The organism is Sphingomonas sp. SORGH_AS_0950, assembly GCF_030818415.1.
GTDB lineage: Bacteria > Pseudomonadota > Alphaproteobacteria > Sphingomonadales > Sphingomonadaceae > Sphingomonas.
This window is the reverse complement of the sequence record NZ_JAUTAE010000001.1, coordinates 3,774,585-3,797,097: the sequence shown is the minus strand read 5'-3', so window position 1 is coordinate 3,797,097 and position 22,513 is coordinate 3,774,585. Positions and strand designations below refer to the sequence as shown.

The 22,513-nt window shown below is 67.4% G+C and carries 24 protein-coding genes; 10 read left to right on the top strand and 14 right to left on the bottom strand.

Features of this window, described 5'->3' with window-relative positions:
- Window positions 1–170: 170 nt before the first annotated feature.
- Complete coding sequence (locus tag QE385_RS17340) at window positions 171–1,190, top strand: class 1 fructose-bisphosphatase (protein WP_307103978.1); 1,020 nt, start codon at window positions 171–173, stop codon at window positions 1,188–1,190.
- Window positions 1,191–1,477: 287 nt separating this feature from the next.
- Here QE385_RS17340 and QE385_RS17335 read toward each other — a convergent pair whose 3' ends face one another.
- The 9 genes from QE385_RS17335 to QE385_RS17295 all read right to left on the bottom strand — a co-directional run bounded on the left by QE385_RS17335 (window position 1,478) and on the right by QE385_RS17295 (window position 10,162).
- A complete protein-coding gene (locus QE385_RS17335) occupies window positions 1,478–2,497 on the bottom strand; it encodes a LacI family DNA-binding transcriptional regulator (protein WP_307103976.1) in 1,020 nt (339 codons plus the stop codon).
- A gap of 10 nt (window positions 2,498–2,507) precedes the next feature.
- Complete coding sequence (locus QE385_RS17330; protein ID WP_307103974.1) at window positions 2,508–4,190, bottom strand: GMC family oxidoreductase; 1,683 nt, start codon at window positions 4,188–4,190, stop codon at window positions 2,508–2,510.
- 31 nt (window positions 4,191–4,221) lie between these two features.
- Window positions 4,222–5,055 carry a sugar phosphate isomerase/epimerase gene (locus QE385_RS17325; RefSeq protein WP_307103972.1) on the bottom strand — a complete coding sequence of 278 codons (834 nt, stop codon included), beginning with the start codon at window positions 5,053–5,055 and terminating at the stop codon, window positions 4,222–4,224.
- Window positions 5,052–5,642 (bottom strand): gluconate 2-dehydrogenase subunit 3 family protein, encoded by a 591-nt coding sequence (locus tag QE385_RS17320; protein WP_307103970.1) that lies wholly within the window; start codon window positions 5,640–5,642, stop codon window positions 5,052–5,054. Before QE385_RS17320 ends, QE385_RS17325 begins: the two co-directional genes overlap by 4 nt.
- Complete coding sequence (locus QE385_RS17315; RefSeq protein WP_307104798.1) at window positions 5,639–6,448, bottom strand: DUF1080 domain-containing protein; 810 nt, start codon at window positions 6,446–6,448, stop codon at window positions 5,639–5,641. The genes QE385_RS17320 and QE385_RS17315 overlap by 4 nt, the downstream gene beginning before the upstream one ends.
- A gap of 17 nt (window positions 6,449–6,465) precedes the next feature.
- Window positions 6,466–7,386, bottom strand: coding sequence for a hydroxypyruvate isomerase family protein (locus QE385_RS17310; RefSeq protein ID WP_307103967.1), 921 nt, complete (start codon window positions 7,384–7,386; stop codon window positions 6,466–6,468).
- Complete coding sequence (locus QE385_RS17305; RefSeq protein WP_307103966.1) at window positions 7,383–8,687, bottom strand: sugar MFS transporter; 1,305 nt, start codon at window positions 8,685–8,687, stop codon at window positions 7,383–7,385. The genes QE385_RS17310 and QE385_RS17305 overlap by 4 nt, the downstream gene beginning before the upstream one ends.
- A gap of 69 nt (window positions 8,688–8,756) precedes the next feature.
- A complete protein-coding gene (locus QE385_RS17300; protein WP_307104795.1) occupies window positions 8,757–9,797 on the bottom strand; it encodes a sugar phosphate isomerase/epimerase in 1,041 nt (346 codons plus the stop codon).
- 14 nt (window positions 9,798–9,811) lie between these two features.
- A complete protein-coding gene (locus QE385_RS17295) occupies window positions 9,812–10,162 on the bottom strand; it encodes a cytochrome c family protein (RefSeq protein ID WP_309704013.1) in 351 nt (116 codons plus the stop codon).
- A gap of 160 nt (window positions 10,163–10,322) precedes the next feature.
- Between QE385_RS17295 and QE385_RS17290 the strand changes: the two genes are divergently transcribed.
- On the top strand, window positions 10,323–11,516 hold the full coding sequence (locus QE385_RS17290; RefSeq protein ID WP_307103962.1) for a Gfo/Idh/MocA family protein: 1,194 nt from the start codon (window positions 10,323–10,325) through the stop codon (window positions 11,514–11,516).
- Window positions 11,517–11,536: 20 nt separating this feature from the next.
- Window positions 11,537–12,076, top strand: a complete 540-nt coding sequence (locus QE385_RS17285; RefSeq protein ID WP_307103960.1) for a GNAT family N-acetyltransferase — start codon at window positions 11,537–11,539, stop codon at window positions 12,074–12,076.
- Between the two features lie 5 nt (window positions 12,077–12,081).
- On the opposite strand, the gene QE385_RS17280 is transcribed toward QE385_RS17285, so the two are convergent.
- Window positions 12,082–12,534 carry a DUF4126 family protein gene (locus QE385_RS17280; RefSeq protein ID WP_307103958.1) on the bottom strand — a complete coding sequence of 151 codons (453 nt, stop codon included), beginning with the start codon at window positions 12,532–12,534 and terminating at the stop codon, window positions 12,082–12,084.
- Between the two features lie 121 nt (window positions 12,535–12,655).
- Between QE385_RS17280 and QE385_RS17275 the strand changes: the two genes are divergently transcribed.
- Genes QE385_RS17275 through QE385_RS17265 form a run of 3 tightly spaced genes read left to right on the top strand, consistent with a single transcriptional unit; the run spans window position 12,656 to window position 14,242 of the window.
- Window positions 12,656–12,853 carry a hypothetical protein gene (locus QE385_RS17275; protein ID WP_307103956.1) on the top strand — a complete coding sequence of 66 codons (198 nt, stop codon included), beginning with the start codon at window positions 12,656–12,658 and terminating at the stop codon, window positions 12,851–12,853.
- A 6-nt stretch (window positions 12,854–12,859) separates the two neighbouring features.
- Window positions 12,860–13,816 carry an aldo/keto reductase gene (locus QE385_RS17270; RefSeq protein WP_307103954.1) on the top strand — a complete coding sequence of 319 codons (957 nt, stop codon included), beginning with the start codon at window positions 12,860–12,862 and terminating at the stop codon, window positions 13,814–13,816.
- A 60-nt stretch (window positions 13,817–13,876) separates the two neighbouring features.
- Window positions 13,877–14,242, top strand: a complete 366-nt coding sequence (locus tag QE385_RS17265) for a response regulator (RefSeq protein WP_307103951.1) — start codon at window positions 13,877–13,879, stop codon at window positions 14,240–14,242.
- Window positions 14,243–14,261: 19 nt separating this feature from the next.
- Here the strand turns inward: QE385_RS17265 and QE385_RS17260 are convergent, their stop codons facing one another.
- Window positions 14,262–16,307, bottom strand: a complete 2,046-nt coding sequence (locus QE385_RS17260; RefSeq protein ID WP_307103949.1) for a bifunctional diguanylate cyclase/phosphodiesterase — start codon at window positions 16,305–16,307, stop codon at window positions 14,262–14,264.
- Window positions 16,308–16,365: 58 nt separating this feature from the next.
- Window positions 16,366–17,760, bottom strand: coding sequence for a short-chain fatty acyl-CoA regulator family protein (locus QE385_RS17255; RefSeq protein WP_307103947.1), 1,395 nt, complete (start codon window positions 17,758–17,760; stop codon window positions 16,366–16,368).
- Window positions 17,761–17,948: 188 nt separating this feature from the next.
- On the opposite strand from QE385_RS17255, the gene aceA reads away from it, so the two are divergent.
- From aceA to QE385_RS17235, 4 genes are all read left to right on the top strand, one after another.
- Window positions 17,949–19,229, top strand: coding sequence for an isocitrate lyase (aceA, locus tag QE385_RS17250; RefSeq protein ID WP_307103945.1), 1,281 nt, complete (start codon window positions 17,949–17,951; stop codon window positions 19,227–19,229).
- Between the two features lie 28 nt (window positions 19,230–19,257).
- Window positions 19,258–19,416, top strand: coding sequence for a hypothetical protein (locus tag QE385_RS17245; RefSeq protein WP_307103943.1), 159 nt, complete (start codon window positions 19,258–19,260; stop codon window positions 19,414–19,416).
- Between the two features lie 130 nt (window positions 19,417–19,546).
- Complete coding sequence (locus QE385_RS17240) at window positions 19,547–20,506, top strand: cation diffusion facilitator family transporter (RefSeq protein WP_307103941.1); 960 nt, start codon at window positions 19,547–19,549, stop codon at window positions 20,504–20,506.
- Between the two features lie 8 nt (window positions 20,507–20,514).
- Window positions 20,515–21,159 carry a hypothetical protein gene (locus tag QE385_RS17235; RefSeq protein ID WP_307103938.1) on the top strand — a complete coding sequence of 215 codons (645 nt, stop codon included), beginning with the start codon at window positions 20,515–20,517 and terminating at the stop codon, window positions 21,157–21,159.
- Here the strand turns inward: QE385_RS17235 and QE385_RS17230 are convergent.
- Window positions 21,111–21,734 (bottom strand): DUF4893 domain-containing protein, encoded by a 624-nt coding sequence (locus QE385_RS17230; protein WP_307103936.1) that lies wholly within the window; start codon window positions 21,732–21,734, stop codon window positions 21,111–21,113. The genes QE385_RS17235 and QE385_RS17230 overlap by 49 nt on opposite strands.
- Window positions 21,719–22,504, bottom strand: coding sequence for a 3-hydroxybutyrate dehydrogenase (locus QE385_RS17225; RefSeq protein ID WP_307103934.1), 786 nt, complete (start codon window positions 22,502–22,504; stop codon window positions 21,719–21,721). The genes QE385_RS17230 and QE385_RS17225 overlap by 16 nt, the downstream gene beginning before the upstream one ends.
- Between the last annotated feature and the right edge of the window lie 9 nt (window positions 22,505–22,513).

Genomic DNA, 22,513 nt, shown 5'->3' with positions numbered 1-22,513 from the left:
ATATAACAGAAATGCTACGTCCCTATAAAGCACGGGCTTTGCTTAACGGGCGGTTGCGCGGCTCGGGGGGCTGGGGCAGGGTCGGTGCACCATCATGGCCCGGTCGGCGGGAGGGAGCCCGCCCGGCCGATCGTCCCACGGCCCCATCCATTCCCCGGAACACCGCGACGATGACCATAGCGCGCCAGACGACGCTGACCCGTTTCCTGATCGAGCAGCAGCGCCGCTCGCCGGAGACCTGCCCTCCCGAACTGCGCCTGCTGATCGAAACCGTGGCGCGCGCGTGCAAGGCGGTGAACCAAGCGATCTCCAAGGGCGCGCTGGGCGATGTGCTGGGCTCGCTAGGCAGCGAGAATGTGCAGGGCGAGGTCCAGAAGAAGCTGGACGTGATCGCCAACGACCTGTTGCTCGACGCCAATGAATGGGGCGGGCACCTGGCCGCCATGGCGTCGGAGGAGATGGAGACGATCCACCGCATCCCCAACCGCTATCCCAAGGGCGAATATCTGCTGCTGTTCGATCCGATCGACGGGTCGAGCAATGTCGATGTCGACCTGTCGGTCGGGACCATCTTCTCGGTCCTGCGCGCGCCCGAGGACTGCGCGGGGCGCGAGGTGACCGAGGCGGACTTCCTGCAACCCGGCCGCGATCAGGTGGCGGCGGGCTATGCGATCTACGGGCCGCAGACGCTGCTGGTGCTGACGGTCGGCGACGGGGTGTATGAATTCACGCTCGACCGCGAGCTGGGTTCGTGGCGGCTGACCGACGGGCCGATGCGAATCCCGGCGGGGAACCGCGAGTTCGCGATCAACATGGCGCGCCGCCGCCAATGGTCGCCTGGCATCGCGCGCTATATCGAGGAACGCATCCTGGGCACCGAGGGGCCGTGCGGGGTGGATTATAACATGCGCTGGACCGCCTCGATGGTGGCGGACATCCACCGCATCCTGAAGCGCGGCGGCGTGTTCCTCTATCCGGGCGACCACCGCCAGTCGGGCAAGGCCAAGCTGCGCCTGCTGTACGAAGCCAATCCGATGAGCTTCCTGATCGAACAGGCGGGCGGCGCGGCGATCGACGGCGCCATCCCGATCATGGATGTCGAGGCGATCGGCCTGCACCAGCGCGTCGGCGTGGTGCTGGGCGATGCCGAGGAGGTGGCGCTGGTCGCGGAATATGGGCGAACGGGGTGAGGGATTCCCTTGGCCTTCGACTTCGCTCAGGCTGAACGGAGGCCCGGGCAGGTTATAGAAATTCAGACATCCCTATGACCCCGGCGAAGGCCGGGGCCCAATTACCATGTGGCTGGAAAGACGGGATGAACCTGCCTCCCCCGCTTTGCCTGGCGCGCTATCGGCCGGGTGGCCGCCTGGGCCCCGGCCTCCGCCGGGGTCAACAGGGATATTGGCCTACTCCCCCCCTCCGTTCAGCCTGAGCGAAGTCGAAGGCCAAGGGAATACCTATCCGTCCGGTCCGTCCCCTACCCCCGCCCCACCGACTCGCGCACGACCAGTTCAAAGGCCATCACCCGGTCCTCCACGATCCGCGAGCGTAGCGCCGCCAGCACCTGCTCCACCGCGCCGAACGCCATCTCCTCGACCGGCTGGCGGATAACGGTCAGCGGTGGCCAAACCCGCGATGCGATCGCGGTGTCGTCGAAACCCGTCACCGCCAGGTCATCGGGCAGGCGCAGCCCCATGCGGTGCGCCTCGCCGATCAGCCCGGCGGCCATGTCGTCGCTGCTGCACAGGATCGCGCTCGGCCGGTCCGCCAGGCCCAGCAGGACCCGCCCCGCCGCCGCGCCGGACAGCGGATCGAATCCGCTCTGGATCACCAGCGCGGGATCATAGGCCAGGCCCGCAGCCGCCAGTCCGTCACGAAAGCCCGCCAGCCGCTCGTCGGCGACCGAAAAGCGTTGCGGCCCGGCGATGAAGCCGATCCGCCGGTGCCCCGCCTGTGCGACATGTGCGGTCATCGCAGCCATCGCCGCGCGGTTGTCGATCCGGACGGTGGCGATGTCGGGCAGCGCCTGCCCCGTCGCGATCGCCGCCGCCGCGACGCCCAGCTCCTCGAACAGCCCCGATCCGCTGAGCAGCTCGGCAAAGGGCGGCACGAGCAGCACCCCCGCCGCCCCGCTCTGCACCAGCGCGCGCACCGCCGCCTCGGCCGCGTCGCGGGTCAGCCCTTCCTCGCCCTGCGCGATGAATTGCAGCCCGCGCGCATTGCTGGCGCGCAAGGCCCCCAGCAGCACCGAGTCGATGAAGGGCGTGCTCCGGTCGCTATAGACCAGCCCCAGCATGGTCGCGCGCGCCTTGGCCAGCCGACGCGCGGCCACATTGGGGACATAGCCCAGTTCCTCGATCGCCGCGAGCACCGCCGCGCGCGTGGCGGCACCGACCCGGCCCGCGCCGTTGATGACGTTGGACACCGTCATCGCCGACACGCCCGCCCGCTCGCCCACCGCGCGGATGGTGACGCCTTCGGGGCGCCTGGCGGTCATGCGCGGGAGGTCAGACGGCGCCAGCCTTCAGCCCCTTGACCGCGTGATCGGCCGCGCGCGCGGTCAGCGCCATGAAGGTCAGCGACGGGTTGACGCACGACACCGACGCCATCTGCGCACCATCGGTCACGTACAGGTTCGACGCGTCATGCGCCTGGCTCCATTTGTTGAGCACCGAGGCACGCGGGTCCGCCCCCATGCGCGCGCCGCCCATTTCGTGGATCGCGTCGCCCGGCACGTGCTCCTGCTCGCCGCTGGTCACGTTCCTCAGCCCCGCCGCGCGCAGCATCGCCTCGCCCTCGCGCCGGGCGTCGGCCATCATCTTCAGTTCGTTGTCGCGGAAGGTCACGTCGAACTTCAACAGCGGCACGCCGAAGCGATCGACCTTGCTGGCATGCAGCGAGATGCGATTGTCCTCATAGGGCAGGCATTCACCGAACGCGCCCATGCTGAACTGCCAGGGACCATAGCGGCGCATGCCATGCTTCATCTCCGCGCCGAAGCCGACCGGCTTGGCGGCATTGCGATAGGCCGAGCCCTGATAGCCATAGCCGCGCCGGAAGCCCAGCCCTTCGTCGCCCTTCAGATTGCGGAAGCGCGGCACATAGACCCCGCCCGGACGGCGACCATATTCGATCAGATCCTCCATGCCGGGAATCTCGCCCGACACGCCGACGCGGAAGATATGGTCCATGACATAGCGGCCCAGCGTCCCGCTGCTGTCGAAATGGCTGCGCTCCGAGCCGGGCGCGCGCGAGTTCATCAGGATCTGCACCGATGCCATGGCCGAGGCGCAGACGAAGACGAGATTGGCGGCCACCGTCTGCGCCTGCCCCGTCTTGGCATCGACATAGCGGACGCCGGTGACCTTCTTGCTGGCGGGGTCATAGTCGATCCCCGTCACCACCGCGTCCGATTGCAGCGTCAGCCGCCCGGTCGCGCGCGCGGCGGGCAGCGTCACCGCCTGGGTCGAGAAATAGGCGCCGAACGAGCATCCATTGCCGCACTGGTTGCGGAACTGGCATTTGGTGCGGTTCTGGTCGGGCTTGTCCTCGGTCATGTTGGACAGGCGGGTGTTGATCAGCTTGCGGCCCGGAAACTGGCCCTCCAGCCGCTCCTTCAACCATTTCTCCGCGACGTTCATCGGGATCGGCGGCTGGAACTCGCTGTCGGGCAGATAGGGCAAATTCTCGCGCGAACCCGATACGCCGATATATTTCTCGACATAGCTATACCACGGCGCGACGTCGTCATAGCGGATCGGCCAGTCGGCGGCGACGCCCTCGCGCTTGTTCGCCTCGAAATCGTCGGGGCTCCAGCGGAAAGACCAGCGGCCCCAGATCAGCGACTTGCCGCCGACCGCGCCGGGGCGGATCCAGTAGAATTTGCTCCCCTCGTCATAGGCATAGGGGTTCAGCCGGTCGTCATTGTAGAATTTCTGGTTGCTGGGCGCGACATAGCCCTGTTTGGCGATGAAATAATCGCTCTCCACCAAGGGCTTGGGCATGATGTTGCGCGCGGGCACCTCGAAAGGCGGCTTGCCGTCATAGGGATAGCCCTCGCCATGCTCGACCATGACGCCCCGGTCGAGCATCAGGACGCGCAGGCCCTTTTCGGTCAGTTCCTTGGCGGCGAAACCGCCGCTGATCCCCGACCCGATCACGATCGCGTCGAAACGGTTCGTCGCCGCCATGGCCTATCCTCCCTATATCGTTCTTGTCGTTTTAGAATCGAAGCGCTTGCAGCGTCCGGAAGCTGGTCGTGATGTCGGGCAGGTACGGCGCGGGCGCCTGGTCGTTCTCGACATAGAAATGCTTCACGCCGGCCAGCCCGTTGAGCTTGAAGAGTGCGGCGAAGTCGATCTTGCCCGCTCCCACCGCGGTCATGCTGCCATCGGCGCGCGCGTCCTTGACGTGATAGGCATAGATGCGCCCCGCCAGCCGCCGGATCAGCGCCGCCGCATCCTCGCCCGCATGGATCGCCCAATAGAGATCGATCTCGACCTTCACGAGCTTCGGGTCGGTGCCCTTGAGCAACCGGTCATACAGGCTGACGCCGCCGGGCTTGTTGGTGAACTCGAAGTCGTGATTGTGATAGGCGAAGCCCAGCCCCGCCTTCTTCAACTGCTCGGCGAAGCGGTTGATGTTGGGCAGCGCCGCGTTCCAGCCCGCCTCGGTCCGATGCTCGTCGGTCATATAGGGCAGGATGACGGTGTCCGCGCCCAGCGTCTTCGCCATGGTCACGCATTTCCCGAAATTGCCGAGCAGCGCGTCATAGGGGACATGGACCGAGGGCGCCTTCAGCCCCAGCCGGTCCTGCGTACGGCGGAGCATGGCATGGTCCATCGCGTCATAGCCGCCCCCGCCATATTCAATCTCGCGGTACCCGATCCTCGCCACCGCCTCGAGCGTCTTGACCGGATCGGCCGCGAACAGCTCGCGGATCGTGTAGAGCTGGAGCCCGATGGCGCCCAGCCGCGCGGCCTGCGCCATCCCCGGCAGCAGTGCGCCCGCGCCCAGCCCCAACCCCGCGCCCATCAGCGAACGACGATCGATCATGCCGAATATACCTTGTTGACCTGAGAATAGGGGAAGGCGCCGTTATACTCGCCGGGCACGGGCAGATATTCGCGTTCCTGCGTGATGCCGATCTCCGACGTGTAATAGCCGGTGATGACCAGTTGCCGGAACGGCTCGAAGAAGGCGCGGCCCTCGGGCAGCACGCCCTCCATCGCCTCGGTCAGCAGCGTGTCCTGCTGCGCCGCCGTCGCCTTGGCGGCGGCCACCTTGTTGACGCTCTGGCTGCGCGCCTCGATCGCGTTCAGCCCGGCGATGATCGGCACCCGGTCGGGGGGCAGCGACCAGTCGGCCAGTATCTTCTCGATGAATTCGGGCACCCCGGCGGCGATCGCGCCGGGCGTATCGGTGGTCGGCAGCACGCGTTCGGCCAGCGCGGTCATCGTCGCGCGCTGGACGGGGGTGAAGACCGCCACGCTGGGCGGGCCGTTCGAGATGACGGGAATGGCGCCGCGCGTCTGCTCGACCGCGCCCGCCGCACGGGCGATGGGCGCGAACAGCGCGGAGCCGAACATGGCGGTGATCCCCGCCAGGGCATGTCTGCGGTCGATATGGGGGTGGGCGATCATCGGGCATCCTCCGGCAGGTCCTGCGCGATCGCCTCGGGCGGCAGCGGGCGGACCCAGATGTTGCGGAACGAGACGGGCGAGTCGTGATCCTGAAGCTGGATCGGCGCGGCATCACCATGCGCCTGATATTTCTCGACCTGCCGCCAGACGGTGGTGCCCAGCATCGCCTGATGGTTCTGGACGACGACGCCGTTCAGCAAGGCGGTGACATAGGCGGGGCGGAGCAGCTTGCCGTCGCCGCCGAAGCGCGGCCGCTCGAAGATGATGTCGTAGCTTTGCCACTCGCCGGGCTTGCGCGCGGCGTTCACCAGCGGCGGCTTCCAGGCATAGACCGCCCCCACCTGCCCATCGGCATAGGTCGGGTTGTCATAACCGTCGAGGATCTGCACCTCATAGCGTTGCATGAACCAGATGCCGCTATTGCCCCGGTCCTGCGACGATTTGCGCGGCGGGTTGGGCGATCGGAATTCGAGGTGGAGCTGGACATCGCCGAAGCTCTGCTTGCTGACCAGCACGCTCTCCGCCTTGCCGTCGCGCGGCGGCACGGTCAGCATGCCCCCCTGAAGCAGCCATGGCTTGCCGCTGGCCGTCCAGGCGTCCAGCGAGCGCCCGTCGAACAGCACCACCGCATCCGATGGCGCGCCGCCGGGCTGCGCGGCCGGGGTCACGACGCGCGGCGCGGGCCGGTCCGGATCATGGACATGCCATTGGCCACCGGGCAGCATCGGCGTGTCGCGAAACCCCATGCCCGGCTTGTCCTGGGCCACCGCGCCGCTCGCCACGGCCAGCGCGATCAACGATAGCATCCGCATCGCTTCCCTCCTCATGCTGTAGGATCGATCGCGCGGTAGGCGGCGATCAGTCTCTCTTCGCCCGCGCGGCCCTTGACCGAATTGCCATGTTCCATGCCGATCACCCCGGCATAGGCCTGTGCTTTCAGAAAGCGGCAGATATTGGCATAGTTGATCTCGCCGCTGCCCGGCTCGTTGCGGCCGGGATTGTCGCCGAACTGGATATAGCCGATCTCGTCCCAGCAGAGTTTCAGGGTCGGGATCAGATTCCCCGACTGGATCTGCTCGTGATACAGGTCGGCCAGCACCTTGACGCCCGGACTGTTCGCCCCGCGCGCGACCGCATAGCCCTCCGCGATCGACTGCATGAAGACGCCGGGATGGTTGGTCCGGGTGTTGAGCGGCTCCATCACCAACGCCATCCCGTGCGGCGCGACGATGTCCCCTGCGCGACGCATCACGTCGATGATCCGCCCCATCTGGATCGCGGGGTGAAGACGCTTGTCCATGAAGCCGGTGACGACGGTCATCCGCGTCGCGCCGACCCGCTTGGCGACCTCGACCGCGCTCGTCACATCGGCGAGGAAGCCCTGCCGCTCGGCATCGTCGTCACCGCCCAGCAGCGGCCGGGACTCGGACCATTTGGGCATGGACGCGACGAACACGCCCATCGTCATCTTCCGGTCGCGCAGCGCCTTGGCGATCGCTTCCTGTTCGGCCACCGGGCGAAGGCGATATTCATTGTCCTCCCAGGCCCAGAAACCCTGATCGGCGGCATAGGCGATCTGTTCGACCGAGCTGTCGCCCCGGCTGGCAAAGCTGCCCAGATGCGGCGCGAAGCCCAGGGTGAAGCGCGCTGCGTTGGACGACCGGCTTGCCTTCTGCGCCATCAATGCTGCGGCGGGAACGGCGGCGGCGATCCCGCCCAGGATGGTGCGTCGCGACCAGCTCATGCGACGGTCTCCATGACAGGGCGGTGAGGACGGCGGCGCTCGGCCAGCCAGATGCCGCCAAAGACGAACAACAGGATCACCGGCACGATCGCCAGCCGTGCAAAGGACTGCGACGCCGCCGCATCCTCGACCTGGCGCAGCGCCTCGCCGGTCAGCCGCTTGAACGCTTCCGGCCCACCGGCCAGCTCGACCTTGGCGGCATCGAACATCGCGCCGAGACGCGGCAGGACGAAGAAGCTCGCCAGCGCGCCCGCCGATCCGACCAGCCCCAATGCCCAGGCCCCACCGCGCGGATACCGCTCGGCCACCGAGGCCAGCATGGTCGGCCACATCGCACAGACGCCCAGCCCCCAGACGGTCGAGGCCAGCACCGCCGCCACCGGCGACTGCGCGCGCGACAGCAGGAACAGGCCGATCCCCGCCATCAGGCTCGACACCCAGAGCAGCCCCGGATTGGACAGCCGCCCCGCGATCCGCCCGGCGAAATGGCGGAACACGAACATCAGCGCGCTGACATAGACGAGCAGCAATATGCCGCGCATCCCGACCCGGCTGCTCAGCGCCACGTCGAGCCATTGCCCCGGTGCCAGTTCGGACGCCGCGGTCAGGAACATCGCGCCGAACCAGACGAAGAAGCTCGGCCGCTTGAACACCTCGGCGATCATCCCGCCGAACCCGACATCGCGCACTTCGCGGGGGACCGGCGGGAAACGGGTGGTCGCCGCCATCACCAGCACGCCCAGCGCGGGGATCAACACCAGCGCCATGATCGCCTGCCACGAGAGGGTTTCCGCCAGCAGCACGCCCGCCAGGCCGCCGACGATCAGTCCGCCGGGATACCAGGCGTGCAGCACGTTCAGCCGGTGCGTCGTCTCTTCCGGATAAAGCCGCGCGGTCAGCGGGTTGATCGATGCCTCCGCCAGACCCCAGCCGATGCCGCTGAGCAGCATCCCGCCCCAGACGATGTGATAGACCGCCATGCCGCTGGCCAGCGAGCCCGCCCCGACGATCGCTGCCGTCCCGACCAGAAAGCACAGGCCGCATCCGATCAGCATCTGCCGCGCGCCGATCCGGTCGAGCAAGGCGCTCGCCACGAACAGCGTCGCCGCAAAGCCCAAAAAGGCCGAACCCAGCGCCGATCCGATCAGTTCGCCCGCCTCGACCGGCGCGATGGGATCGATCCACTGTGCCTTCAGGCTGCTCGCCACCGCCGCGCGCAACGCCGCGCTGGCGGCGGCCGTGAACAAGGCCAGCACGCTCAGCCAGAACAGACGCGACCGATTGTCCGGTACCGCTTCCATGCCCCACTCCCGCTTTTATTTTTTGTCAGACTTTACCTTCCGAAGCGGATGGTCAAGCCATTGAATTGCTTAAATTCCTAACCAGCGTCTATTCGCCGCCGGATCGCCCCCACCGGCGAAATCGTCAAAGGCGCGCTCGGCCCGGCGGATCATATGGGCGGCGATGAACGGAGCCCCTTCGCGCGCGCCGTCCTCCGGGTGCTTGAGGCAGCATTCCCATTCCAGCACCGCCCAACCGGCATAGCCATATTGGGTCAGCTTCGAGAAGATCCCGCCGAAATCGACCTGCCCGTCGCCCAGCGAGCGGAACCGCCCCGGTCGGTCGACCCAGTCGCTGTAACTGCCATAGACACCCGCGCGGCCGGTCGGGTTGAACTCGGCATCCTTGACGTGGAACATGCGGATGCGGTCGTGATAAAAGTCGATGAATTGCAGATAATCCATCGCCTGCAGCACGAAATGGCTGGGGTCGTAGAGGATGTTGGCGCGGGCATGGCCGCCGACCGAATCCAGGAACCGCTCGAGGGTCGTTCCGTCGTGCAGATCCTCGCCGGGATGGAGTTCGTAGCAGAGGTCGACGCCCTCCTCCTCGAACGCATCCAGGATCGGCTGCCAGCGCTTGCCGAGTTCGGCAAATCCTTCCGCGACCAGCCCGGCGGGCCGCTGCGGCCAGGGATAGACGAAGGGCCAGAGCAGCGCGCCCGAAAAGGTCGCGTGTGCCTTCAACCCCAGCCGCCGACTCGCCCTGGCGGCGTATCCGAGTTGCTCGACCGCCCAGGCCTGTCGCTCGGCGGGTTTGCCCCGCACCGCCTCGGGCGCGAAGCCGTCGAAGGCGGCGTCATAGGCCGGGTGGACCGCGACCAGCTGCCCCTGCAAATGGGTCGAGAGTTCGGTGATCGCGACGCCCGCCTCGGCACAGCGACCGGCCAGGTCGTCGCAATAATCCTGGCTCTCGGCGGCGGTCTTCAGATCGATGCAACGCGCGTCCCAGGTCGGGATCTGCACGCCTTCATAGCCCGCCTCGGCCATCCATCGCGCCGCCGAGTCCAGCGTGTCGAACGGGGCCGCATCGCCCATGAACTGGGCCAGGAAGATGCCCGGCCCGCGCATGGTGGGCGCCGTACTCACTTGGCGGTCTCGGCCTTGAGATAGGCGATCAGCGCGGCGCGCTTGGCCGGATCGGCGACGCCGATCGGCATCCGCGTGCCTGGCACCTTCTTCATCGGGGCGGCGATGAACTCGTTCAGCGTCTTGTCGTCCCACTTCAAGCCCGAGGCCTTCATCGCGGGCGAATAGTTGAAGCCGGGCACCGACCCGGCCTGCCGCCCGAACACCCCGTTCAGATTGGGACCGACGCCGTTCCGTCCGCCCTTGTTGAGCGTGTGGCAGGCGCGGCAGGCGGCAAAGGCCTGTGCCCCCGCAGCGGGGGCCGATTGCGCAGTCGATGGCGCATTGGCAGCGATGACGATGGTCATGGCACCGGGCAATGCGGCCAGCCAGAGCAGCTGCCTCATCCTCACTCTCCTGTCATTTTCTTTACCAGACTCGCTGGTTCGCGATCGAGTTTACCGCTAAACCGTCGGCGTGCAAGCATCGAATGTCGCCATGGGAGCGACCGGGGCAAAGGAGAGGATGATGGCGAAGCGCAGGTTGCGGCTGGCGATGGCGGGTGGCGGCGAAGGGGCCTTTATCGGGGCGATCCACCGCATGGCCGCGGCGCTGGACGGGGATTGGGATCTGGTCGCGGGCGCGTTCAGCAGCGATCCGCAGCGCAACCGCCGGACGGGCGAACAGCTGGGCCTGTCCCCCGACCGGGTCCATGACACGCTCGACGCGCTGCTGGCCGACGAGCGTGCGCGTGCCGCCGGGGACCGGATCGATGCGGTCGCGATCGTCACGCCCAATCACCTCCACGCCCCCATGGCGATCGCCGCGCTGAATGCCGGTTTCGCGGTATTCAGCGAAAAGCCGATGGCGATGAACCTCGCCGAAGCCCGCGCCATCGCCGAGGCCGCCCGCACCTCGGGCCGGCTCTATGCGCTCGCCTTCACCTATAGCGGCTATCCGATGGTCGAGGAGGCGCGGGCGCGGGTGGCGCGCGGCGATTTCGGCGCGATCCGGCTGATCCATGTCGAATATATCCAGGGCTGGCTGAGCCGCCCGCTCGACCGCGAGGGCAACAAACAGGCCGAATGGCGCACCGACCCGGCGCGCGCCGGGCTGGGCGGCTGCCTGGGCGATATCGGCACCCATGCCTTTCAACTGGCCGAGCATGTCTCGGGCCACCGAGTGGCGGCCTTGTCGGCGGACGTAACGACCCATGTCGACGGGCGGATGCTCGACGACGATGTGAACGTGCTTCTCCGCTTCGACGGCGGCGCGCGCGGCACGCTGCGCGCCACCCAGGTGGCGGCGGGCGAGGAAAATGGCCTGCGCCTGCGCATCCATGGCGAGAAGGGCGGGCTGGAATGGTCGCAGATGGAGCCGAACACGCTCACCCTGCGCTGGCTCGACCGCCCGGCGGAGATCGTCCGCGCGGGCGGGCCGGGGCTGGCCGACACCACCCTGCCCCGCCAGCGCACGCCGGGCGGCCACCCCGAAGGCTATATCGAAGCCTTCGCCAATCTCTACCGCGCGGTCGCCCGGACGCTGGACGAGGATGGCCCGGCAGAGGGCGGCGCGATCGGCGCGGCGGAATGGTTTCCAGGATTGGTGCCGGGGTTGCGCACCATGGCCTTTGTCGAGGCCACACTCGCCAATGCGGCGTCGGACGAGAAATGGACGGCGTTTCCCGAAGTCGATAGCATCGGGAAAATGGCTGAACTTTAGGGAAAGATGGTTCGACTACGATGGCCGGCACACGCAACCTGTCGGATTATCCCGACCTGTCGACGCCCCGGCTGTCCTTGCGACGGCTGGCGACACGGGATGCGGCGGCGATCGTCCGGATCGTGGGGCAATGGGATGTCGCACGCCGACTGGCCCGCGTACCCCATCCCTATACACCGGACGACGCCCGCTTTTTCCTGGAGCAAGTGGCGCCGCAGGAGTGGATCTGGGCAATCACCAGAACGGGTGCGGACGCGCTGATCGGCGTCATCGGCCTGACGCCGGACAAACGCGATGACCGGGCCGAACTCGGCTATTGGCTCGATCCTGACCAATGGGGCGGCGGGCTCATGACCGAAGCGGGACAGGCGGTGCTGTCCCATGCATTCGGACCGTTCGGCCTGTCGGTCGTCACCTCGTCCTATTTCGAGGATAATCCCGCTTCGGGGCGGGTGCTGGCCAAGCTGGGTTTCATGGAAACGGCGCGGACCATGCGCTCTTGCCTGGCCATGGGCCGTGACGTTCCGTCGGTGGAGGTGCAGCAACTCAGAAGAGCGTAAAGGCGTCAGGCCTTTCGCCCCCGCACGATCCCGACTGCGCCCGCCAGTACCGCCGCATCCTCGGCAAAGCCCGTTTTCGTCTGGCCATAACGGCCCAGCGCCGTCATGCGTCCGCGCCAGCCGGGATAGGAGGCGATCACCGCCGTCACGCCGCCGACCGCCGCGCCCAGCCAGCGATGCTTTGGGCTGGCGAGCGCCGCGCCTGCGATCGCCGAGGTGGTGAAGCGGGCCGCGAGGCCGATCGGCACGATCCGGTCGGGCGCGGTCTTCTGCTTGTCACCCGCCATCTCGCCGATGGCCAGCGCCAGCGTGCCCGCCGCGACCAGCGGGTTGGCGAGCCATTTCAGCGGCCCCTTGCCCAGCCGCAATTCCCCACGCGCCGCCGCGATCGACACGGCGGCCAGCGGGGTCATGGCGCGCTGTCCGCCGACCAGACCCATTTTGAACGATGCGAGCATGACGCGACCCTTTTCGTGAAACCCATGACGAGCGGCACCAATCCCGCCGCCCGCCACCGGGTTCCCGGCGGCCTGTGGTGCCCCCTTTCCCACGGCGTCCCGACTGCGCCATGATGCGGGCATGAAACCCATCCTCCCCCTCGCCGCGCTGCTGTCGCTGGCCGCCTGTTCCTCCAACACCCAGCCCACGGGTCTGAGCGAGGAGGAGAACCGCCAGCTCAACGAGGCCGCCGCCATGCTCGATGCTAATGCGGTCGATCTGAACGCGATGGCGCCTTCGAACGTTACGGGGGAAACATCCCATGATACCGAGGGTTAAGCGTCCATGACCGACAAGAATCTGCGCCGCCTGGGATCGACCGACCTGATGATCGCGCCCCTGGTGCTGGGCGGCAATGTGTTCGGCTGGACCGCCGATCGCACGGCGAGCTTTGCGGTGCTCGACGCCTTTGTCGAGCAGGGCGGCACGATGATCGACACCGCCGATGTCTATTCGGCCTGGGTCGACGGCCATCAAGGCGGCGAGTCCGAGGCGATGATCGGCGAATGGCTGAAGGCCAGCGGAAAGCGCGACCGGGTGCTGATCGCGACCAAGGTCGGGATGCTGCCCGGCGAAGGCGGCGAGAAGCTGGCGCCCACGCGCATCGTGGCGGCGGCCGAAGCCTCGCTGAAGCGACTGGGCACCGACCATATCGACCTGTATTTCGCGCATCAGGATGACGAGGATCAGCCGCAGGAGGCGGTGATGGAGGCCTTTGCCCGGCTGGTCGAGGCGGGCAAGGTCCGTGTGATCGGCGCGTCCAACTTCCACGCCGCCCGGCTGAAATCCGCCAATGACGCGGCGCGTGACGCGGGACTGCCGCGCTTCCACGTCCTTCAGCCCGAATATAATCTGGTCAGCCGCCACAAGTTCGAGGGCGAATTGCAGGATTACTGCGTCACCGAAAATATCGGCGTCGTCCCCTATTACGGGCTCGCCGCCGGGTTCCTGACCGGCAAGTACCGCAGCGAGGCCGATCTGTCACAAAGCGTGCGGGGCGCGCGGATGGGTGAGTTGCTGCACGGCAAGGGGGCCGATGTCCTCGCCGCGCTCGACGATGTGGCGGAGGAGGTGCGGGCCACCCCGGCGCAGGTGGCGCTGGCCTGGCTGATGGCGCAGGCGGGCGTCACCGCCCCGATCGCCAGCGCGACCAGCGTGACCCAGCTGAGCGAATTGACGCCCGCCATGCACCTGACCCTGACCGATGACCAGCTGGCCCGACTCGACGCCAGCGGCGCCTAGACAGCGAAATTAAACTATATTAATTTGCAAAATCTTGTCATTCCCTTGTCATCAGAGCCCATGTCCGCACCGCGACCGACCGTCCTGATCGTCGAAGACCAGCCGCTGCTGTTGCTGCATGTCCGCTTCGCGTTCGAGGATGCCGGTTACGCCGTGATCCAGGCGGCGAATGCCGACGAGGCACTGATCGCGCTGGACCGCCATCCGGACATTCGCGCGGTCTTCACCGATGTCGCGATGCCGGGCTCGCTCGACGGTGCGGCGCTGGCGGAGCGCATCCGGGGGGCCTATCCGCGTGTCGCGGTGCTGGTGACGTCGGGGCATCAGGCCTTTGCCCCCACCGACCTGCCCGACGATATTCGCTTCGTCGCCAAGCCTTATGTCGGGCACGAGATCATCCGGATGCTCGAAGAGGAGATGGCCTGACCCCAGGCCCGTTTTCGCGTCAGGCCGCCCTGGCCTGGACCACGCCCGGACGACCGATCAGATAGCCCTGGATCTGGTCGCACCCCAGTTCACGCAGGGTCGCCAGTTGCGCCTCGGTTTCCACGCCCTCGGCGACGATCGGGATGTTCAGGCTGCGGCCCAGTCCGATCGAGGCGCGGACGATCGACAGAGCGGGGCCGTGCGAATCCATGCCGCTGGTGAAGCTGCGATCGATCTTGATCTTGTCGAACCGGAATTGCTGGAGGCTGCTGAGCGAGGAATAGCCGGTGCCGAAATCGTCCATGACGATCCGCACCCCCGCCTGGCGCAGCGCGCACAGATTGGCGGTGGCGGTCTCGCGCTGCTCGATCAGCACGCCCTCGGTCACCTCCACCTCGACACGGCGCGGGTCGAATCCATGGTCGAGGATCGTCGCCAGCATCTGCCTAGCGAGCATCGGATCGCGCAGCTGCACCGGCGACAGGTTGATCGCCAGCATCCATTCGCGTGGCCAGGCGCGCGCGACGATCAGCGCCTCGATCAGCAGCCGGTGGCCGATCTCGCCGATCATGCCGTCTTCCTCAGCGATGGCGATGAAGACGTCGGGGCTGACCGGGCCCAGCACCGGGTGGGTCCATCGCGCCAGCGCCTCCTGTCCGATGATCCGCCGGGTCCGGCAATCCGCGATCGGCTGGAACGCCAGCTGCAACTCGCCGCGCACCCCCGCATCACGCAGTTCGTGCGCAAGCCAGCGGCGCTGGCGACGTTCCTCGTCCATCGCCGCGTCGTAATGGCGGGCACGGTGGCGGCCGTCCGCCTTGGCCCGGTAGAGCGCGATATCCGCGCAGGCCTGAAGCTCGTCGGCTTCGCGACCATGGCGCGGCGACAGGGCGACGCCGATGCTCATCCGCACCGCCGGGCTGGCGGGATCGTTGGCGACGATGGCATAGATACGGCGCACCAGCGCCTCGGCATCCTGTTCGTCGGGGGCCAGATGGTGGATGATGGCGAACTCGTCCCCGCCGATCCGCGCGACGGTATCGCCGCTGCCCACCGCCGCGGCGAGCAGATCGCTGGCGCGCCGGAGCATGGTGTCGCCGGTGGCATGGCCGAGTGTGTCATTGACGCCCTTGAACCCGTCCAGATCGATCGCCAGCAACGCGATCCGGCGTCCGGCCTGCAAGGCCGCGTTGAGCCGCCGTTCAAAGACGACCCGGTTGGCCAGCCCGGTCAGCGGATCGTGATGGGCCAGATATTCGACCTGTCGCTGGATACGCTCGCGCTCCTCGGCGGCGCGGGCCAGTGCGTCCATGCCGCGCGCCAGCTCGCCCAGTTCGTCGCGACGGCCCAGGCAGAGCGGCTCCAGCGTCAGGCCCGCACTCATCGCGCGCATCGCCGCGACGATGTTCATCAGCGGGCGCATGATCCGGTTCCGCAGCCAGAGGATCAGCCCGGACACCAGGATCACGACCAGCAATCCGGCCAGCACCATCTGGACCAGCGCACGCCTGGCCAGCGCCTCCACCTCCCGCGTCTGCCATCCCAGCCGACGGATCAGCCGTTCGTGCACGGCGTCGCGCCGCCCCTCCAGCACGTGCAGTTCGGCGATGAAGACCGGCATGGTCCGCTTCATCGAATCCCGATCGCTCGCCTGACGGATCACCTCCCGCGCCGTGCGCAGAAGCTGCCGCTCCGCCGCCAGCTCTTCGTCATAGGCCGTGACGAGATCCGGCGGCACGCCGCCATCCTCGACCCGCGAGGCGGCCAGCCAGCCCCGAGCGCTGGCATCCAGCATGCGCCAGCGTTGCGCAGGCACGCTGCCCCCCTGCTCGACCCGCCGGGTCAGTGCACCGATTCGGACCCGGAAATCGCGCAGTTGCGCGTCCTTCTTGTCATGCTGGTCGAGCAGCGTCGCGATCCGGCGCGTCGACTGGACCATGGTAAGCAACTGGTTGTTCAACAGAAGTCCACAGCCGCCGAGCAGCATGAAAATGCCCAGGACGATGGTCAGCATCGCCGCGAAACGAAATTCCAGGGACTGAATACGACGATGAAGCCAGGTCATGGCATTCGTTGTATACGATCACCCCTTAAAACAGGTTAAGTAATCCAGATCGTATTTCTCAATCCGGGGCAACGACCAGCGCGTTGATCGGCCGGTCCCGTTCGCCCACGATCAGGGCCCGGCCGATGGGGGGCAGGGATCTTTGCGGACAGGCGGGGCGTGGACAATGGCGACAGCCGGGCCCGATCGGCGTCGCCGGTCCGGTCAGCGCATGGCCGCGCGCGGCGGCCAGTTGCCCCGCCAGACCGGCCTCCAGTCCCAGGACCAGCGCGAAACGCGCGGTCACGCCCGACACCGACCGCCCCGCGCGGTTCCCGGCCAGTGCGATGGTCGCGAAGCGGCTGCCATCAGGCATCTCGACCAGTTGGAACACCGCCTCCCCCACGCGGTCGAAGGCGGCGAAGACGGTCCATAGCGGACACCGTCCTTCGGCCTCGACCAGCACCGGATTGGCAGAACCGGCATAGCGTTTGGACACCTGTCCCGCGCGGTCCATGCGCATCAGGAAAAAGGGCAGCCCCCGCGCACCGACCCGCCCCAGGGTGGTCAGCCGATGCGCCAGTTGCTCGTACGAAACGCCGAAGCGCCGCGCGACGATCTCCAGATCATAGCCGGTCGCCTCGCACGCGCGCAGGACGCGGGCATAGGGCATGACCAAAGCCGCCGCGAAATAGCGTTGCAGGTGGCGCCGGAACAGCCGCTCGGCGATCCGGTCGCCAAAGGCCGCGCCGCGCGCCAGCGCGTCGATCTCGGCGCGGGCCTCCAGTTGGGCGAGTTGCGTCGCCAGCGCAAAGACGCGCGCCGGGGCCTCCAGCATCTCCGACAGCTGCAACTGGCGCGCATGGAGGTCCAGCCGGGTCAGCAAATCGGGCAAAATGTCGATCGGCAGGATTCGGATGGTCAGCGCATGGCGGACGCGAAGCCGCTCGGCCAGCGCCCCATAGAGATCGCCCGCCGCCATGCGCAGTTCGTCGGCCAGTCCCTCGGCCGCCGCGTCGAGATCGGGGAAATGGTTACGCCACCGCTCGATCTCGCGCCGGACGAGCAGCGTCGGATCGGGCGCGGCCGGGACCGCAGCCGTCGCCTCCCCAACCCCTGTGATCCGGTCGAACGCGCGGGCAAAGGCCTCCGCACCGCCGGGCGCCGCCGCCAGCCATTCCTCCAGCTCGGTCCGGTCGATCTCCAGATCGGCGAACATCGGATCGGCCAGCCGCCGCCGCATCGCCGCTGTCCCGCCCCCCGGCGCATCCGCCGCCAGCGCGCGCGGGTCGAAGTCGAACGTCTCGACCAGCCGCACCAGCAACGCCGCCGAGACGGGGCGCTGATTGCGCTCGATGAGGTTCAGATAGCTGGGCGAGATGGCGAGCATCTCGGCCATCGCGGCCTGCGACAATCCATGCTGGCGACGCAACCGGCGCACCGCATGACCCGCGATCAGCTTGGCTCCGCCCATGCCCGGCTCTCCTTCGGCATCATGCTGCTATGCTGCGCAGGGGCTGTCAATTCTTTACAATACGACATGCCGGAGGCCGCAGCGACGTGACCCCGACACGCGCCAAAACGGCGCAACCGCCTGTTCCATCAATCCGAACAGCCGCATTTTGCGCCTCAGGGAATAGCGATTTTGTAAAGGATCACGCCATGACGCAGAGCTTCACCGATCTGGTTCCGGCCCCTGCCGGGCGGTTCGACGGGATCGCCCGGCCCTACACCCCGGCGGATGTCGCGCGGCTGCGCGGGTCGATCGCGGTGGAGCATACGCTCGCCCGGCGCGGCGCGCTGAAGCTGTGGGAATTGCTGAAGGCCGAGGATTATGTCCATGCGCTGGGCGCGCTGTCGGGCAACCAGGCGATGCAGATGGTCCGCGCAGGGCTGAAGGCCATCTATCTGTCGGGCTGGCAGGTCGCCGCCGACGCCAATACGGCGGGGCAGATGTACCCCGACCAGTCGCTCTACCCCGCCAATGCCGGGCCCGAGCTGGCGCGGCGGATCAACGCGACGCTGGCGCGCGCCGACCAGATCGAACATGCCGAGGGCGGCGCGACCCGCGACTGGTTCGCCCCGATCGTCGCGGATGCCGAAGCCGGATTCGGCGGTCCGCTCAACTGCTTCGAGATCATGAAGGCCTATATCGCGGCGGGCGCGGCGGGCGTGCATTTCGAGGACCAGCTGGCGTCGGAGAAGAAGTGCGGCCATCTGGGCGGCAAGGTGCTGATCCCGACCGCCGCGCATATCCGCAATCTGGATGCGGCGCGGCTGGCGGCGGATGTGGCGGGCGTGCCGACAGTGATCTGCGCGCGCACCGACGCCGAAAGCGCGCGGCTGATCACCTCGGACGTGGACGAGCGCGATGCCGAATTCCTGACCGGCGAGCGGACGCCCGAGGGCTTTTTCCGTCTGAAGGAGGGCACCGGGGTCGATCATTGCATCAAGCGCGGCCTGGCCTTCGCACCCCATGCCGATCTGCTGTGGTGGGAGACGTCGAAGCCCAATCTCGCCGATGCCCGCCGCTTCGCCGAGGCGATCCGGCGCGCCTATCCGGACAAGATGCTCGCCTATAACTGCTCGCCCAGCTTCAACTGGGAGAAGAATCTGGACCGCGACGACATCGCCCGCTTCCAGCGGGAGATCGGGGCGATGGGGTATAAGTTCCAGTTCGTCACGCTCGCCGGGTTCCACCAGCTCAATTACGGCATGTTCGAGCTGGCGCGCGGCTATCGCGACCGCGGCATGGCGGCCTATTCCGAGCTGCAACAGGCCGAGTTCGCCGCCGAGGGCCATGGCTATACCGCGACCCGCCACCAGCGCGAGGTGGGCACCGGCTATTTCGACCTGATCGCGCAGACCGTGGCGGGCGGCGACAGCTCGACCACGGCGCTCGCCCAATCCACCGAGGCCGCCCAGTTCGAGCGGGCCGCCTGAATCCGTTCATAAGAGAGGAGAATATGCCATGCCGACCGAACCCCAACGCAGCCGCGCCGTCTTCTCCACCGAGGATTTCGCGCTGATGAAGGAAGCCGTCGCCGAACACGTCAAGCGCGTCGCCGACGATCCCCGATCGATCAAGTTCGCCCACCTCTACCACCGGCTGGGCCGCATCGCGTCATAAGGGTTTGTCCCGACGCCGCCACCAGCCCATCACCCCTCTTCCTTGGGGAAGGAAGCGCCCCGCCGATCCAGCATCGGCGGGGTTTGTTCGCGCTGCGGAACAAGCGGCCCGATCGCGCGCTTGACCGCCCATGCCCGACACCGGCCTGACCGCGCGCATTCGCGAGAATATCGTCCTGTACGGCGCGCTGGCCGCCAATCTGGGCATCGGCGTCGCCAAGTTCATCGCCGCCGGGATCACCGGCTCGTCCTCGATGCTGACCGAGGGTGTTCATTCGGTGGTGGACAGCGGCAACCAGATCCTGCTGCTCTATGGCCAGAAGCGCGCCCGGCGCGGGCCCGATGCGGTCCACCCCTTCGGCTATGGGCGCGAGCTGTATTTCTGGGCCTTCGTCGTCGCCATCCTGATCTTCGCGCTGGGCGCGGGCATCTCGATCTATGAAGGCTGGCTGCATGTCCAGGCGCCCGAAGAGCTGCGCGACCCCACCGTCAACTATATCGTCCTGGCCATCGCCTTCGCACTCGAAGGCGCATCCTGGACGATCGCGGTGCGCGAATTCGCGCGGGCCAAGGGCGATGGCGGCTGGTGGCAGGCGATCCATGAGTCGAAGGACCCGGCGGGCTTCATCGTGCTGTTCGAGGATTCGGCGGCGCTGGCCGGGCTGGTCATCGCCGGGCTGGGCGTCTGGCTGTCGCACCGGCTGGGCGATCCCCGGATCGACGGCATCGCCTCGATCCTGATTGGCTTGGTCCTGGGGCTGGTCGCGATCCTGCTCGCGCGCGAGGCCAAGGGGCTGCTGATCGGTGAGCGCGCCGACCCGCAGGTGGTGGAGACGATCCGCACGATCGTCGCCGACCGGCCCTGGATCGCACACGTCAACCATGTCCGCACGATCCACACCGCGCCCGACAGCATCTTCGCCGCGATCAGCGCGGATTTCGTCGACTCCGTTCCGATGGGCGAGGCGGAGACGCTGATTGAGACGCTGGAGGACGATCTGCGCCGCGCGGTGCCGATGCTGTCCTCCGTCTATATCCGTCCGGAAAAGCATGAAAATGCCGCTCCGCCCGTGCCCCAATCTCCGCTATGAGGGCGTTGATGACGATGCTTTTGCGGCTTGCCCTCGCCCTGGCCTTTTCGCTCCTCGGCGCGCTTCCCGCGCAGGCGGCGGTGACCATCACCTTCTGGAGCCATGAGCTGGGGAACAGCTTTCCCCATGCTTTTTTCAGCTTGCGCGGCACGGTCGACGCCACCGGCGCGCCGGTCGATGCCAATTACGGCTTCACCGCCAAGTCGATTTCCCCGGCATTGCTGATGGGGACGGTCAAGGGGCGGCTGGATATCTCCAAGCCCTTCTATATCGCGACCAGCGACGCGCAATTTTCCTATGTGATGACCGACGCGCAATATGGCGACATCCTGGCGCTGGTCGCAGCCTGGGACGAGAAGACGGGCGATGGTCGTTACAATCTGAACCAGCGCAACTGCGTCCATTTCGTGCAGGAAGCGGCGCGGCGGCTGGGGCTGGTCGGGCTGGACCATCCCGAGCTGATGAAGAAGCCCCGTTCCTATCTGAAGACCGTGGCGCAGGCGAATGCGGGCCGCGTGACCGTCATCGGCCAGAGTGGCAAGGCCTATCTCGCCTCGCTGCCGCCGCTCCCGGCCGCCGCCCCGTCGAGCCTCGCGCCGGTGGCTCAGGTCCCGGCGGGCACCAGCTCGACGATGTCCAGCACCGATTCATAAGCGGGATAGGGAAAGGCGATCCGCCAGCGTTTGGCGTCCACCCGCTCCACGACGCCCGCCATATCGCGCGCCTCGTCGCGACCATAGGCATAGGACCGTTCTTCGTCCCCCAGGATCAGCGTGCCCAGGAAGATGCTGCGCGCATCGGTGTCGCCATAGATCCGCCCGGCGAGCCGCTGCGACCCGTCCAGCTTGGCCAGCTGCGTTCCGCCCGCCGACACGCGGCAACGGAAATAGGAATAGGCGACATAGGTCAGCACCGCGCGCCCCTGCGACCCCAGCTTGATCGTCCGGCAGCGATAGTCGCCATCGGGCAGGGTCGGCTCCGCGATCGAATGATCGGGATCGGCCAGTTCGCCCAGGCCATCGATCTCCTTGCCCGCACCCCCTGCCCGCGCCTGCCCCAGCGCCTTCATCCAGGCGGTTCGCCAGCCGCGCAGCCGGATACGGTCCGACTCGGTCGCCGCCCGTCGCCAGTCGGTCGCATCCGCATCGCGGCGCGCCGGGGCGGGCGCCGCCGTCGCCAGGACGGCGAGCGCGGCCAACAGCCCCGCCGCCTTCACTGCGCGGTCCATCCGCCATCGACCGACAGGTTCGCGCCAGTGATCGCCTTGGCCTCGTCGCGGCACAGGAACAGTGCCAGCGCCGCGACCTGTTCGACGGTGACGAATTCCTTGGTCGGCTGCGCCTTGAGCAGCACGTCCTCGATCACCTGCTCGCGGCTCAGCCCGCGCGCTTTCATAGTATCGGGGATCTGGTTCTCGACCAGCGGTGTCCAGACATAGCCGGGCGAGATGCAATTGGCGGTGATGCCGTCGGTCGCGACCTCCAGCGCCACCGTCTTGGTGATGCCGACCACGCCATGCTTGGCCGCGACATAGGCCGATTTGTTGGGGCTGGCGACCAAGCTGTGCGCCGAGGCGGTGGTGATGATCCGGCCCCAGCCCTTTTGCCGCATGTGCGGAATCGCCGCGCGCATCATGTGCCAGGCCGAGGACAGGTTGATCGCGATGATCGCATCCCATTTCTCGACCGGAAATTCGGCGATCGGGGCGACATGCTGGATACCGGCATTGTTGATGACGATGTCCACCGATCCGGTCTCCGCCGCCGCGCGCGCGATCATCGCCTCGATCTGGTCGGGCCGGGTCATGTCGGCGGCATCGTACAGCGCTGCGGCACCGCTGAGCTCCGCCAGCGCGGCGCGGTTCGCCTCGATCGCGTCCGCTTCGCCGAAACCGTTCAGCATCACCGCCGCGCCCTCGGCGGCCAGCGCCCTGGCATAGGCAAGGCCGATGCCCGAGGTGGAACCGGAAATCACCGCCGTCTTGCCCTTCAGGAACATGCCATTCTC